Below are 15,268 nucleotides of genomic sequence, written 5' to 3' on the forward strand. Positions count from 1 at the left end.
TATTCCAGTAATTTTACCATATACAAATACATTATCCAGAGATACTATTCTGAAGGATTCAAAGGGTGATAATCACGGGTCATCTTATACTTGTCAGGCATGGAGAACCTGGCCTGAAGCCAGGGGAAAGGCTTTCGGGCTGGATTGACATTCCGTTAAGCAGGAAAGGAATTGAAGAAGCTCTCGAATGCTCTAAAGCGCTTGAAAACATAGAAATAGACATTGCTTTTGCATCAGACCTTGTCCGAACACAGGAAACCCTTTTCATCATACTTTCCGGCCAGAAAAAAACAGGGGTTGTTGTATACGAGCAAACAGATGCTAAAGTGATTCCGGAAAAGTTTGACTGGTATTCCTACCCCGAAAAGCTCGGAGAAGACCTTATCCCGGTTTATACGACTCCCGCTCTGAACGAGCGTTATTATGGCAAACTTCAGGGCAGAAAAAAGCAGAAAATGGAAGAAAAATACGGTGCAGAACAGGTAGCAAACTGGCGCTGGAACTTTGAACCGGGGCCTCCGGAAGGGGAAAGCCTGAAAGCCGTCTATGAGCGCACAGTTCCCTATTTCCGGAAAAAAGTCATGCCTGCCCTTGAAGAAGGAAAAAATGTGCTGATCTGCGCCCACCAGAGCAGCCTGAGGGCTCTTGTCAAATACATAGAGGGCATTTCTGACAAAGATATCAGGGAAGTAAGGTTGTCCACTGGCGAGCTTGCAATCTACCATTTTTCTGAAGGAAAACTTGTCAGGGAAAATGAAGAGCTCGGACCTGAGCTGAAAAGGAATATTTAATCCCCTTTTTCGTTTTTAATCCCTAATTTCTTTTCAGTTCTTTTTTAATCCCTTTTTTCTTTTCAGTTTCTTTTTCAGCCTCTTATCCCGGAAACCGGCCGTCAGATCATACAGTAGAGGAGACCAGGAGACATCCTCCAGCTTGCCCGGCTGCCTGCTCAAAATGCACAGGGAGAAACTGGTCTTCCTGAGCAGGCAGAGAGGGTGAAAAGGGCTGCGTACTGTTGCACTTAAAGTGCAGCTGAAGGGAAAATTCATGATTTTTCTGTCCAGGACACAATCAGGAGTCAGATGTATCCAAGCGGCAGGATATAAAGAGGTTCTTCATTTGCTGGCAGTTTGAGGACTTTTTTAACATCATCGTCTTCAAAAGCCCCTATGGCACAGGTTCCTATTCCAAGTTCCACACCCAGGAGGTAGATGTTCTGGGCTGCATGTCCGGCTTCCATGTTAGCATAACGGATACCTCTTTTTCCGTATTTTCCTGTCATCCGCGGGTAGACTGCGGAGATTGCAAGAGAAACCGGAGCTTTGCTGACCATTGGCTGGGAAAGAGCTGCTCCTGCAAGCTTTTCTCTCATATCTCCTGGAATTTCCTGAGTGAGGGCATGCTCTTCTGCAACGTACCTGTAAATCCCGGGTTCAAGCCCGTTTCCCTCTCCCACTACAGCATGGATTTCAAGAGGATAAAGAGCTCCTGCGGAAGGGCATGTCCTTAAACCTTCTCCTGAACTTATTCCCTGGGCTGCCCAGAGAAAACGGGAAATGACCTCTTCAGGCAGCCCTTTTTCGGCATATTTTCGGACTGATCTTCTTTTTGCAAGCAATTCCTCTATCCGGCTTAAACCTGAAGCTTCAGGTTCAGGCAGCTTGATCTTCATGGGCAGGTCTGTAAAATCATTCGTTACCATAATATTCCCCCTTAACCTGTTTTTTAAACGCGGTTATTGCTTTTTTAGCCTGAATGAGGCATTTATACACTGTCAGATTAGATAAGGTCAGATGACAGTTCAGATGACAGGTCAATAAATAGATAATTTTATGCATCCTATCTAATAAAAAATTGCCTGCAATTGAATATGTTTTCCGGAAAAACAGAGCATTCCGTTTTGAATCAGATTTCAGAGCTCGAAAAAAGCAGCTTAAAATCCCGGTTCAAGAGCCCGAGAGGTAAAGGTTACTGAAAAACATTATTTTTCGGGTATGGAAGAATAAAGTCTGGTCTCAGGGTTTTAAAGTCTCACGGTTTTAAAGAGTGTTTTTAATGCGAAAATATATATAAAACTCTCCAGATTTATCTTATTGCAGAATTAATTGTAAGATAACACAACAGGGGAGTAAAATATGGCTGACAAGAATGACAAAGTTTCTGAAAATGTCCCGGGACCTTATTACTGTGACTACAGCTGCATCGCATGCAATTTATGCGTGGACACCGCACCTGAGAACTTCAAGATGAAGGAAGACGATTCAACTGCTTTTGTGTATAAGCAGCCTGAAAATGATGAAGAAAAAGAGGCATGTGAAGAGGCATTGGAAGCCTGCCCGGTTGAAGCTATAGGCAATGACGGCTAAACCTGACCTGTAAATTTAAGCAAGTTTTTTTAACATTTCTTTATTTAGCTTCTATTTTTCAGTTTATGTTTGTTTTAATTTATATTTATCAACTTATATTTATTTGATTTTATATTTCTTTTACTAAATATTCGATTTAATTTATATTCGATTTAATTTTGTGTTTTTTTAATTTTATATTTATTTTGATTTATATATTTTTTGATTCTATACTTATTTTGATTTATATATTTTAACTTATTTTTAGACACAATGCCAAAATCTAGTGATAACCATAAAAATCAAAAATCACTAGATTTTGAATATGGCACAATTCTTTGAGCATGACATATTGACCTGTGCCAGAAGAGCTTGGATATTGAGTTTGATCGAAAATTGAATTCTGCAGGGGAATTCAAGATTTCAATCAAAAAATGTAGAAATCACTAGATTTTGGAACTGAGTCTATTTTTATTTTATCTTATATTTGTTTAATTTCTCTCTGTTTTTGCCTTTTCCCGATCAGATTCTTAAATTCTCAGTCAATTAGACCTATCTCGGAATATATTCTTGACAAACCCTGAAGGGTTGAATATCCCTTTCTTGTAATAATATAGTCTCCCCTCTCGCTTCTCTGCAGAACCATGCCTGTATCAAGCAGTTTCTGCAGATGGAATAACAGGTTTCCTCCACGAAGCCCTGTGAGTTTAGAAAGTTCGGAAAAGGTCTTGTTCTCACCCGAAAGCGCCTTGAGCATAAGAAGCCTCTGCCTGTTTGCTACTGGCTCGCAGACTTCGGACACTATCTTTTCAGGCTCTATTGCACTTATGTCTCCTTTTTCGTCCATATCTTCCCTGTCTTCATATATCTGGAGGGAACGCATAATTTTGACCTGCTTTTCAAAAAGATTGCCGGCTTCAGAAAAGCACCTGCTGCACAGGGGGCTTTTTGCCTCTTTTTTTAATTCTTCAAGTTTATCCCTGTACATTTTTATAGTCGCAGCTTCGATTTTTGGCCTGACAACAAGCCCTGCAGTTTCCTGCAAAAGCTCTTTGAACGTAACTTCACAAAGCTCCCTCATCCCGCAGTTCCGCGTCATCTGACTGTGCATCCTTTCGTTTGCATCCTCGCAAAGATAATCTACCATCGGTTTCATAAAATTTTTTCTCATCTCTGCAAGCATTTCATCAATATGCTGCTGGTTAGCTCTCTGCAAAAAACGTGAAAAGTCGTTTCTGAGGGATGTTACTTCTTCTTTAATTGAATGCAGCTCTTCTATATAATGAAGCTCGGAATCTGCCTTTGTAGTCTCCACTCTTATCAGCCTCAAAGTCTGTTGTTAGAAAAATAATGCAAATACGATTTTGTGTATATGATTTTGTGTACGCAATAATTCAATGAATGAAACTCCAGTTCCCAATTATTTCTTTTTCATTTTTGTTTTTCTGATCCCATTACTTTTCTAACTTCTGTTAAGGTCATTTTTCTATACAATCTCAAACTTGTACATAATAATAACGCTCAGGTATATAAATATATACAGCGTTCTGAAAGCCGGTGATAATAAATGGAACTAAAGGACCTCAATAATTTTGTACAGGCTGCAAACGAAGAACAGCTTAAAGCCTTCGGCTTCCTTGGACAGTGGATGATGGAGAACGTCCCCAGATACTGCACCTGTGCCTCAAAATGCAACCAGAACTGTGAGCTTGCAAAAGCACTGGGTGAAGCACTGACGATAGCCGGGCAGAGGCTTCAGGGACAGTAAAAATACTTTATTAAATTCTGCTCCTTTAATTTTTTTATATTCATTCTGGTTTCGGGATTACTTACGTAGTTAGCCGTTTATAGAGTAGAGGAAGCCTTTCCGGAAGAATTCGTGCATCATCGATTATTGTGTACCCGAAGTCGGAAAATATTTTGTCAAGGTAGTCTCCGGGGCTGGAATCAACAGTAATGCAAAAGAAGTGAATGCCCCGATTATTTCCTTCCTGAATGGCTATTTTTGTGTCTTCTTCAGCATATTTTCCCTGATATGCCCCTTCTCCGTAGCAGGTATCATAAGGCTCTCCATCCGAAAGCAGGATAAGGATCTTTGTTTCTGAGCTGACCTGGTCTAATTTTTTTATGGAATGGCGGATTGCAGCCCCAAGCCTTGTATTAGCTATTGGCTCCAGCAGGCTTATTCTTTTTTCCACATCACCTGATAGTTCTTCGTCGAACTCTTTAATAACGTAATACTCCACGCCTTCCCTTGTATGGCCGGAAAATGCGTATATAGCATATCTGTCCCCTATGGTTTCAAGCGCCTGAGCCATTATTATCAGGGCATCCTTTTCAACATCTATAATGCTCCTTCTTTGCACACTGCTTTTTCTTCCTTCAATGCCCCGTTTTTCCCCAGCACTCTTTTTTTCCCAAATTCGAGACTCTTCCTGTCCAAGCCTTTTCCGCGTAGAGGCACTTACATCTACAAGAAAGAGTGTGGCGACATCTCTTTTGCGTTTATCCCTTCTAACATAAAGTTTCTCATCAGGATTAATTCCGCATCTTCGTTCTATCAGAGCATTGGAAAAAGCATCAATATCAATCTCTGTTCCGTCCGTTTGACCTTTCAGCCTCTGGAAAGATTCCGGTTTCATTCTGGTAAAAACATTTTTTATGAGTGCAATTTCGTTGCGGTAACGGTCGTAAGCACCTGCGTAATATTCGCCTGAACCGCCGACAGGCTCTATCTCGTTTACAGCACACCAGTTTGACCTGTAATCATTTATCACACAGTCCCATTCGTCATACCTGCAACTGCTAAGTGCTTTCCAGTTCCTGTCCGATGCACAGGGTTTCTTTTCCAGTTTTTCTTTTTCAGTTTCTTCTTTTACAGGTTGTTCTCTGCTAATTGCAGAACTGCTTTCATTCTCTGGAATAAAGCTCCTGATCACATTCCTGTGCTCATCCGGGTCAAGAGAGCCCTTCGAATCAAATATACCAGACCCCATACCCCTGTATTCAATATTCTTTAACATCTCGTATTTCCGGTATTCCAGCGGGCCAAGAATACTCTCAAACAGGCTGTATATGGCAAAAGTAGCTTCCAGAGAGGTTAAAATAGAGGAATCTGGCTGTAAAACCCTGCCCTGCAATACAGTGCGGATTTTATTAAAAATAGGTCCGGTATCTTCAGCGAGCTCAAAAGGAGGGTTATGCAAGGTTGAAAGCCACAGCAGGGTTTCCATGAGCTTCTCAAGCTCTCCTTCAGGAGCTGGCCTTGAAAGCAGCATCTGCTGTCTTATGGATTCAAGATCCGAACGCACTCCCCGGTAAAGGTCCATTATCAGGTACTCAATTCTTGCATCTTCAAGTACACCGAATATGCTTGCTGCCAGAACCTTATTGGGAAACATGGATATTATGGCAGAAATATTGACCCTTTTCCCTGATGATATATCCCCTGAAAATTGGCTTTTCTCTTCAGCCTTTCCAGATTTTTCAATCCTCTCAGCTTTTCCAGACTTTTCAATCCTCTCAGCTTTTTCAATCCTCTCAGTCTTTCCGGGCTTTTCAATCCTCTCAGACTTTTCAACCTTTTCGATTATTTCAGCCTTTTCAGTCCTTTTAGCCCTGAAACTTTTATTAGTCCCATATTTTGCACTTATCTTGCCTATCAGTTCGTCAATTAATTCCTGCGAAGATTCCAGAGAACTGAACCTGGCATGGCCTACCTCATGCATTATACTTAACTTATATATTTTGAAATTATCCTGGAAGTTTCCATATTTTTTGATTCCGGGTTCAAGAAAGATGGTCCTGCCTGAAATAATGGGGTTCACAGAGCCGGTTATGGTATAACCCGGGAGCTCTTTTTTTGAACGGATATTAAAACTGGTGCCTGAAAGTCCCATTGCATAATACCTGAGTATATTTGCAACGTTTTTAAGGGCAACTCCTCCTGTAAGTTCGTCAATGAAATCATTTGAACTTCGGGACTTTAAGGAAAAGTAAGGCCTCCCAAGAGAGGCATTGTTTTTAAAAATTTCAAGCCCTTTAAGAGCCCACTCTTCCAGTTCATAAATGTCAAGTTCGGATAGGAGCAGGGCTGAGTAAGTAAAATAATCTACAGAAAGATTTCTATCAGTATCATATATTTTTGTCCCTATATCTGCCCATTTCCTTATGTCCCCGATTTTTGATTTTTCAATAATATCGGGCAGGTTTTCAAAAAATTTTCCTGCAAGCAGCCAGTCTTTTTCAAGCAAAGGTTCTGCTGTTTCAAGTATTTCAGCATGGTAAGAAGCAGGTATTTTTCTAAAAGAAGTAACCGAATTTTTAAAATAATCCGAACCGGAACTGGAACTGCCTTTCGAAATGCCGGTTCCCGTATCCGCCCAGGTTTTGAACTCACTGCCTGAAAGCAGCCTGAGGGCAGGAGGTGAGTTTTCAAAGTAACTGCCAGTACAGCCAGGATTTATAAGCGCGATTTCGGCTCCGATATCAAGTAAAAGATTCCTTTCCTCAGAATTAAGAGATTGAAGGTGTTTTTCCAGCCCTTTAAAGCTGCTTTCATAAAAGCTCTCAAAAGCCTGTTTTTCAAAAGAGAGCAGAGTAATTCCCTTTTCAGCCCACTGCCTGAGTTCGTTGATTTTCAGGTACCTGAGGGCTCCAGGGCTCCGATTAAGGAAAGTAACAGCTGCATCAGAGCTTATATCCGTGATTTCTTCAGCTATTGACACCCAGGCTTCAAAACCTCTGCTGTCAAGGTTTGCCATTGCTGCAGGAGCATTTTTAAATAATGCAGGTGCAGCAGCAGCCCTGTCTGAACAACTCGGAAAGGTTTCCATGCAGCCTGCGAATTTATTTAACGCTGTAAGAAGCTCTTTTTGTCTCGGGGGTGGAATGGCGGAAAACACATCTTTTGCTTCATCAAAAATATCGGCGGCGATCTCCCACCGAAACTTCAGCAGACTATCGGTTATGCTGTAAAAAAGCCTGAGCCCTTCATGAGAAAGGAGATCCAGCATACCAGGGAGGTGCTCAAAATATACTTCAGCAAGCCTAGCATTCAAGCCTGAAAATCTCTCTCCGAAGCTTATGAATTCTCTAAAGCCCTCAAGACCAGCGGAACCACTGGAAATGTCCCCGGAAAATGAAGTGGGGGCACTATCAGCAGAAAACTTATCCGAAACCACTGCATTCGCCGTATGATTGAAGTAAATAATTGCAAACTGATTGCTTTTTTCAGCAAGGGAAATTCCGATTTCTGTCCATTTTTCCAAAAGGGGCAGTCCTTCTGGACCTTTTTTCTCAAGGATTACAGGCGAAGAGTTAAAGAAACCCTCAAAACAGGAAAAGCTTAATTCTGAAGCTTTACTGGCAATTGAGAGCCATTTGCTGAACTCCGGGTTTATCTGAACTTTTTCTTCTCCACGGTCTATCTTCTCAGGTCCTATCTTACCCTGCTTTATCTGATCCTGGTCTGTCTGCTCTATCTTTTCAGGTTCAGTCTTAGTCTGCTTTATCTGGTTCTTTGTCTTTCCTGTCCTGTTCTGATATATCTGACTCTGCTCTTGCTGGCTTATCTGATACTGCCAGTTTTTCTGGCTTATCAGGGCTTTCCGGGATTCCGGGGGCTCTGTGAGTTTATAGATCGCAGGTGCCGCTTTAAGATAGGCTGCCTGAACTCTCTTTCCTTTTTTAGTGATAAATTTCCCGGGGTGCAGCAGGATGTTCAGTTCAGCCCGGTCAAATTCTGCAAATTGTCCAGCAGCCCTGGAAATATCTTCAGCGTCAGGTTTCGGAAAATTCGACCTTATCAATTCATAGAGGTCTTCCTTAAAGTATCCTCGAAACTCCTCCTGAAACCGGGGTTTTTCTGCATTGATTTCCCGATAGCCTTCCCCGGCGCTTTTACGGGATAGCTTATCCTGTTTTTCTGTATAAGAGGACAATCTGCTTATCACTCCATTATTGCAGAGATGATCTCATCAAGGCTGACCTGCAGGTCCGGGTTGTCCGTGATAGGCCTGACCATTGCTATCTGGCACGCCTTTGCGGGCTCTATGCCTTCACGTATTAGTTTTCCGGCATAGATCAGGAGCCGTGTGCTGACACCTTCTTCCAGCCCGTGGTGTTTGAAGTTCCTTATTCGCGCCCCGATCTCTACCAGGTACTTTGCCATTTCCTGCCCAATGCCGCTTTCATGTGCCACAATCTGGACCTCAAGGTCCGCAGGCGGGTAGTCGAAATCTATGGAAATAAACCTCTGGCGCGTACTTTGCTTCAGGTCCTTCACAACACTCTGGTAGCCCGGGTTATAGGAAACTGCAAGCATAAACCCGGCAGGGGCTTTCATTATCACGCCCAGCTTATCAACAGGGATTATTCTCCTGTCATCGGTGAGAGGATGGATAACAACAATTGTATCTTTCCTGGCTTCAACGACCTCATCAAGGTAACATATAGCTCCGCTTTTCACTGCTTTTGTTAAAGGCCCGTCGCTCCATTCAATGGATTCCCCCTTTATCAAAAACCTCCCCACAAGGTCAGTTGCAGTAAGGTCCTCATGGCATGCAACAGTAATCAAAGGCCGCTTCAGCCTGTATGCCATGTATTCCATAAAACGAGTTTTTCCACACCCGGTAGGCCCCTTAAGGATTACCGGCAGCCGGTTTTTGTAGGCTGCCATAAAGACCTCTACCTCATTTCCCACGGGAACGTAGTAAGGCTCTTTATCAACAAAACATTCTTCCAGAGGAATTTCCCTGAAAAACTGGCATTTATTGTCCATATTTATCTCCCATCTGAATACAGTTATTTTATTTTTTATTGAATATATTTGCTTTGATGTTTCGAACCATTGCATGTCCGCGGTTCAAAACCAGACCCCTTAAAATTCTTCAAAAATAACTGTTATTTTTCACCTATTCACGATGCACAGATATAAATTGATGGAAAAAATTAAGAAATTGAGGACCGGTTAATTATGGAAAATACCCATATCAATAGCCTGGTTTGCCAATTATTTTCTTATACTTAAAGGCAGGTTGCGGTTTCCTCGACGCGGTGCAGGGAAGGAAAACTGAAAAATACCAGATCCGGGTTCTGTATAGATAAAACAGCTAACAAATAGCGTCAAAAAACGGACCTGAATGTTTCAGTTTACTACTTCCTGCGGCGGGGAGAACTTTTCCCCAGAAAACTTTTGCTCAGAAAATATTACCTCAGAAAACTTTCTCTCAGAAAACTTTCTCTCAGAAAACTTTCTCTCAGAAAATTTTTACTCTTTATTCGCTGCGGTTGTCAACGTCTACCTTTGTCAATGTCTACATGGTTGCAACAATTGAAGTTTCACAATAAAAAAGTTTTACAATAAACCTATAACCCATGCAAACAGATATCCTAGTATGGCAGTCCCGAAATACCTGAAACGCTATCTCAGGGTGCAGGGAGATGAAATGCCTGCCCTGTGCCGGATAACAGAGAGAATTTCAGTCGAATTTGATCCTGAAATGGAACTTGAAGAGCTCCGGAGAATCCATGAAGCAAGCATCAGAGAGTACAGGAAACTGCGGGAAAGCCTTGACATAGAAGCTATGGACTCCCTTGTTTATGCAGATAGCCCGGACAGGCTGAGGATGTATACGGAAAGTTTCCTTGAGATCCCTAAAGCCAGCACGTCTTTGCTTGACCTCAAGATCACAATTGTGGGCAGGATGCTCAGGAACTGTTCCTGTTGCGGATGGAACTGCGGGGTCAACAGAGAAGAGGGTGAAAAAGGCTTTTGCAGGCTGACAGATTCTTCTTATTACTCCTCCGAATTCATGCATATGGGAGAAGAGCCCGAACTCGTCCCTTCACACACTATTTTCTTTTCAGGCTGCGTCTTTGCCTGCGTCTACTGCCAGAACTGGGAAATCTCCACATGTCCGAAATGCGGAACAAAGGTTGAGCCCAGGAAGCTTGCAAAACTGATAGACTTAAGGCGTCTCCATGGGGCTAAAAATGTGAATTTCGTAACCCCTACCCCTCACACATACACTATCCTCAAAACCATCAGGGAAACCTCACAAAACAACCCGGTTATCTGGAACTCAAATATGTATCATTCCCCTGAGATTGCAGAAATTCTGGAAGGAGTGGTGGATGTCTACCTCGGGGATTTCAAATACGGAAACAATGACTGTGCCCGTAAATATTCAAAAATAAAGAATTATCTCGAAATCGTCCAGCCGAACTTCAAATTCGCTTACGAAACAGCAGAAGTCCTTCTCAGACACCTCGTCCTCCCGGACAACCTCGAATGCTGCACAAAACCGATCGCAGAATGGGTTGCAAAAAATATCCCTGAGACCAGGTTCAACCTTATGTTCCAGTACATGCCCTGCTACCGTGCAATGGAATACCCGGAAATTGCCCGCCAGCTCACCGCAGAAGAAGAGGAGAAGGCAATTGAGATTGTAAGAGAGGCAGGTATTGAGGATTTACTTGTCTGAGTGGATTTTAAAAAAGGAGAAGTCTAAGTTCAACCCACGTTCTGCAGTATTTTTTAGAAAATCGACATTTTCCCTGATTGCGTTTTTGAAACAGATTAAGTAATTTTGACCATTGGTGTAACTTGATGATAATTAATTGATATCATTTTTAGTCTCTAAAGCTCCTATAGTTGCTTTTACCTCATGCATAAATGTCCAATTACCCGACGTTAGTTTCAAATCGATAACAAAAATAATTGTAACTATTCAGGTAGCCTTAACGAGGCTACACATTTTTCCTCGTTCCGAGGAAAAATTGGATATAAAATGATTCCTTTTTAGCTTTATGAAACGTGATGAGATTCTTTCTTACTGTGCTTCAAATCCTGAAATTATTGTAGCTTACATTGAGAGTTTAGAATCTCAAGTTAAAGAACTCACTGAAAGACTTGTAGCCTTAGAATCTCGTTTAAATCAAAACAGTCGTAACAGCAGTCGACCTCCTTCTACTGATTATTTTGTCAAAGAGAAACCTAATCCCAAGAGTCTGCGTAAACCAAGCGGGAAGAAACCTGGAGGTCAGGAAGGTCATCCAGGCACGACTCTTGATATGGTTGATCATCCTGAGTAGGTAATAGAACATTCTTTGACCTGCTGCAAAGAATGCGGATCTACCCTTGAGAATGTTGAAGTTGAAGCTTATGAGAGAAGACAGGTCTTTGACATTCCTCCCGTAAATCTAATTGTTACAGAACATAAAAGTCAGATTAAAACCTGTCCTTGTTGTGGAAAGTTGAATAAAGCCGTTTTTCCCGAATCAGTGAAATATCCGGTTCAGTATGGCCCTAATATTTTAGCTTCAGCTATTTACTGTAAAAATTACCAGTTTGTTCCTTATGATAGAATTTCTGAGTTATTTGAAGACATTATGGGAATAAAAATCTGTCCTGCTACGATAATTAGAGCAGAAAGAGAATGTTTCCAGAATTTAGAGGAATTTGAAAACGTTATTAGAGAGAAGTTATTAGCCTCGCCTGTAATCAATTTTGATGAAACTGGTATGAAGATTGAAGGAAAAAGACACTGGCTTCATGTAGCTTCTAATGAAAAATACACATGTTATTTTGCTCATACAAAAAGAGGAGCAGAAGCAATAGATGCTATGGGAATTCTTCCGAAGTTTAAGGGAGTAGCAGTTCATGATGGATGGAAACCTTACAACGTTTATGATTGTGATCATGCTCTGTGTAACGCTCATTTACAGAGAGAACTTACAGGAATTGAAGAGAACTATAAACAGACATGGGCTAAAGAGATGAATGAACTGCTCACTGAGATGAAGAAATACACTGATGAGTGTAAAGAGCAATTAAGAGAACCTGATTTTGAGCAAATTAAAGCATTGGAAGAAAGGTTTGATGCAATTATCATTAGAGCGCTTGAAGAAAATCCGCATTCTCTAAATCCTGAAAAACAGGGAAAACGCGGTAAAAATCCAAAAACAAAATCAAGGAATCTGCTGGATAGGTTTATAGAACACAAAGAAAAGATTCTGAGATTCCTGACAGATTTGAAAGTTCCATTTGATAATAATCAGGCAGAAAGAGATATCAGGATGATGAAACTACAGCAGAAAATATCGGGAACTTTCAGAAAAGCAATGGGAGCGCAAGCTTTCTGCAGAATTAGGGCGTACATTTCTACAGGAAAAAAGAACGGTTTACCTGTTTTAGAGGGTATTCGTGCGGCGCTCATAGGAGCGCCGTTAACTATACTCTGAGCAGTTACAAATAATTATGACATCTAAAATTTTACTGCGGAAAGTTGGCTTATACTTGCCATATTCCCTACAGCAAGAGCATACTTTTACATGCCTGACTGAAATTAATGTCTAGGAAAGCCTCATTTTTCTTTTTCTAGCTTACTGAAGTGGATATTAAACTTTGTCCCTCTGTCTCTTTTAAGTTCAATAGAACCTCCGATCTGTTCAACAAAAATGTTTACGAGCTGCAATCCAAGAGAATTACTATTCTGAAGGTTCACTAATTTCGGAATTCCCCGGCCATTGTCTTCTACGGTCAGGATGAACTGTAAATCTTTTCCATTTGAGTAGCTCGGTACAATTCCTGAGTTTCCGGAGTTTTTAAATTCTTTTTCGTAATTCTTCATCCGGGAAAGACTTACTCGAATTTCTCCCCCTTCTCCAGGTAGAAAGGCGTGTTTCAGAGAGTTTGAAACCAGTTCGTTGACAATAATGCCAAGAGGTACTGCGGTATCTGTTGCCATATAAACCTGTTCGAGTTCCAGTCTCAGATTGACCCTTTCAGTTCCTACCCGGTAGGAACCGAAAAGTCCTTCAGTAAGTTTCCGAAGATAGTCTGAAAAATCAATGATATGTGTTTCTCCTATGCAGAGTTTTTGATGGATCAGAGACATTGTAGCTATACGATTCTGACTTTTCCGAAAGACTTCAAGAATTTCCGGATCGGTGGATTTTTCAGCTTCGAGACTTAGCAGGGATGAGATCACCTGAAGGTTATTTTTTATCCTGTGATTAACTTCTTTTATGCGTACATTCTCAATTTTTTCCAGAGAAATTGCTGCCAGTTTACTTACGGTGATATCACGAATAAATCCCTGTACTTCTCCGTGCTTTCCAGAACCCGACGGAGTTTTCTGAATAACCTGCCTGATCCACTTTATATCACCATCTCTGTTCCGTATGCGATACTCGATTTCGGCGGGTGCAACCGGGTTAGACAAAGCTGTTTTTACATTCTTAAAAATTAGAGGTAAGTCTTCAGATACGATTATTTCTAACCATCTTGCTTCTCTGGATAGAAAATCCTTTTTATCATAACCGGTTATGCCTTTCACATCTCCATCAATAAATACCGGTTCAAAGTTCTCATTCGCCCTGAACCCTATAAAGCCTTTTATATTCTGTACGAGTAAACGGCAGTCATTTTCATCATTCAGCAGCGTCCTGCCCGAAAGTTCACTTTCGTTTTCCTCTCTCCATAAAAACGCTGTTTTTTCCCAAGATGTGGATTTTGCTTTTGTTTTCTCTTCTCCTTTATCCATCAAAAACAAAGGAGTCAACAGGATGATTATACTTAATGAATGTCTTGAAACTGTACCAAACATTGTGCCGCAGGACTCTTCTATTACATTCCTCTTTCGATCCAGCACTCTCCCTCCCTCTTCGTATTTTTTTTGACACTTTGTTGGTGTAATTATCATACTATTCTAATACTTATTCTTATAAGTAATTTAGTATTGGTTCGATTTTCATACAATTGTTTATATTATAATCAGTTATATGATTTAGTGATGAAAGAACGGTTCACTATCTCAATGGATAACGATTTAGCATCATGGCTTGATAGATTGTGTGATGAAAAAATATTCAGCAGTAGAAGTCATGGTATTGAGTTTTGCGTTATGCAAATAAAAAAAATGGATATCGAAAAGGTTGTGCTTTTACATTGGGGTAAAGAAGAAGTGGAGCCGGTTTTCTTATCTAAAAAAAATGTTCAAATTCTTTCCAGGATATCTGAAAAATTAAATCTTAGTCTTGAAGATACGCTTGGTGTACTTATATATAAGGAATTGGAAAATTTGAGTAAAAATATTGTGGAATCGGAAAAAGGGGAAGGAACTAAAGAGCAAAAACTTAGAAAAGTTTTTTTTGAATAAAATCTTATTCACATAATTAAATTGGGGGTCGCACCTGTTAGTCCTTTATAGAAGCATAGTTCTTTCTCTACCTGTGTACCACAAGTTTGAGGATGATGTCATTTTAGTTCTCAAGAAATTTATTCCACACTCAAGTTTTTGATTACTTTCATCATGCTTGATTAGTTCTTATATTGCTAGATGTGATTTTATTATCATATAGAGGGGTTAATAATGTTTATAAAAATACATTGTCCGATTTGTGATAGTGATATGTACCATGACATCAGGTTATCTGCTCTGGAATATCTGCATTTCGAGGGAGAAAGGGAGGCTTGCAGGTATGTGATTGAAAATATCGAGATACAGGATTCTTTAACCGAAGAAGAACTCGTAAGAAGTATCCTGAAGAGCCTGCAAAAAGTTATCTATGACGGAATTGAAGTAGAAAACCTGATAGAAGTTTTGGAAGAAAACTACGGAGTTACAGAAAGCTGCTGCATGGGGATTATTGAGAGAATCCAGCTTGAGCTTGGCATGTATTGTCCAGATAGAAAAAGGCTCTATTTCGCTGACCCGGAAGAACCGGGAAGTTACACGAAGAAAAATACTCTCTATTTTTTGTTAGATTCTTGTTCCCAGTTTATCAGGCTATGAATTCATAACTCCTCGTCATCATTACCTTACTGAGTTGTGAATCCAGAACTGTAAAAGACTCACAAAGTAAAATGGATAGAGATTTAGACACAATCTCATATCCGTGCTGGCATAAAAGATTTT

The 15,268-nt window shown here is 40.7% G+C and carries 11 protein-coding genes and 1 pseudogene; 7 read left to right on the forward strand and 5 right to left on the reverse strand.

The genetic code is table 11. From position 1 onward, the window contains the following. The first annotated feature begins 65 nt into the window (after positions 1-65). A complete protein-coding gene (locus tag M886_RS12550; protein WP_048051277.1) occupies positions 66-791 on the forward strand; it encodes a histidine phosphatase family protein in 726 nt (241 codons plus the stop codon). A 287-nt stretch (positions 792-1,078) separates the two neighbouring features. On the opposite strand, the gene M886_RS17900 is transcribed toward M886_RS12550, so the two are convergent. Further along, on the reverse strand, positions 1,079-1,702 hold the full coding sequence (locus tag M886_RS17900; RefSeq protein ID WP_235203954.1) for a SagB/ThcOx family dehydrogenase: 624 nt from the start codon (positions 1,700-1,702) through the stop codon (positions 1,079-1,081). A 433-nt stretch (positions 1,703-2,135) separates the two neighbouring features. On the opposite strand from M886_RS17900, the gene M886_RS12565 reads away from it, so the two are divergent. Continuing rightward, positions 2,136-2,366 (forward strand): ferredoxin, encoded by a 231-nt coding sequence (locus M886_RS12565; RefSeq protein ID WP_011034885.1) that lies wholly within the window; start codon positions 2,136-2,138, stop codon positions 2,364-2,366. A 517-nt stretch (positions 2,367-2,883) separates the two neighbouring features. Here M886_RS12565 and M886_RS12570 read toward each other — a convergent pair. Further along, on the reverse strand, positions 2,884-3,660 hold the full coding sequence (locus M886_RS12570; RefSeq protein WP_048051278.1) for a winged helix-turn-helix domain-containing protein: 777 nt from the start codon (positions 3,658-3,660) through the stop codon (positions 2,884-2,886). A gap of 252 nt (positions 3,661-3,912) precedes the next feature. Here M886_RS12570 and M886_RS12575 point away from each other — a divergent pair, with 252 nt between their 5' ends. Continuing rightward, the gene (locus tag M886_RS12575) at positions 3,913-4,113 is read left to right on the forward strand and encodes a hypothetical protein (RefSeq protein WP_048049090.1); all 201 of its coding nucleotides are present in this window, start codon (positions 3,913-3,915) and stop codon (positions 4,111-4,113) included. 61 nt (positions 4,114-4,174) lie between these two features. On the opposite strand, the gene M886_RS19190 is transcribed toward M886_RS12575, so the two are convergent. Continuing rightward, positions 4,175-8,287, reverse strand: a complete 4,113-nt coding sequence (locus tag M886_RS19190; protein WP_235203955.1) for a nitric oxide reductase activation protein NorD — start codon at positions 8,285-8,287, stop codon at positions 4,175-4,177. Between the two features lie 8 nt (positions 8,288-8,295). Then, entirely contained in the window at positions 8,296-9,126 is an 831-nt protein-coding gene (locus M886_RS12585; RefSeq protein ID WP_048051735.1) for a CbbQ/NirQ/NorQ/GpvN family protein, read from the reverse strand. A 616-nt stretch (positions 9,127-9,742) separates the two neighbouring features. Between M886_RS12585 and M886_RS12590 the strand changes: the two genes are divergently transcribed. Then, positions 9,743-10,831, forward strand: coding sequence for a radical SAM protein (locus tag M886_RS12590; protein WP_015412966.1), 1,089 nt, complete (start codon positions 9,743-9,745; stop codon positions 10,829-10,831). A 325-nt stretch (positions 10,832-11,156) separates the two neighbouring features. Further along, a pseudogene (locus tag M886_RS12600) lies at positions 11,157-12,590 on the forward strand (IS66-like element ISMma14 family transposase). 122 nt (positions 12,591-12,712) lie between these two features. Here M886_RS12600 and M886_RS12605 read toward each other — a convergent pair. After that, positions 12,713-14,002: a sensor histidine kinase gene (locus M886_RS12605; protein WP_226987622.1), complete on the reverse strand. Its 1,290-nt coding sequence runs from the start codon at positions 14,000-14,002 to the stop codon at positions 12,713-12,715. 141 nt (positions 14,003-14,143) lie between these two features. On the opposite strand from M886_RS12605, the gene M886_RS12610 reads away from it, so the two are divergent. Together M886_RS12610 and M886_RS12615 are read left to right on the forward strand one after the other, a co-directional pair. Then, positions 14,144-14,509: a ribbon-helix-helix domain-containing protein gene (locus M886_RS12610; RefSeq protein WP_048036453.1), complete on the forward strand. Its 366-nt coding sequence runs from the start codon at positions 14,144-14,146 to the stop codon at positions 14,507-14,509. Positions 14,510-14,722: 213 nt separating this feature from the next. Beyond that, entirely contained in the window at positions 14,723-15,145 is a 423-nt protein-coding gene (locus M886_RS12615; protein ID WP_226987623.1) for a hypothetical protein, read from the forward strand. The last annotated feature ends 123 nt before the right edge of the window (positions 15,146-15,268 follow it).

The organism is Methanosarcina soligelidi, assembly GCF_000744315.1.
GTDB lineage: Archaea > Halobacteriota > Methanosarcinia > Methanosarcinales > Methanosarcinaceae > Methanosarcina > Methanosarcina mazei.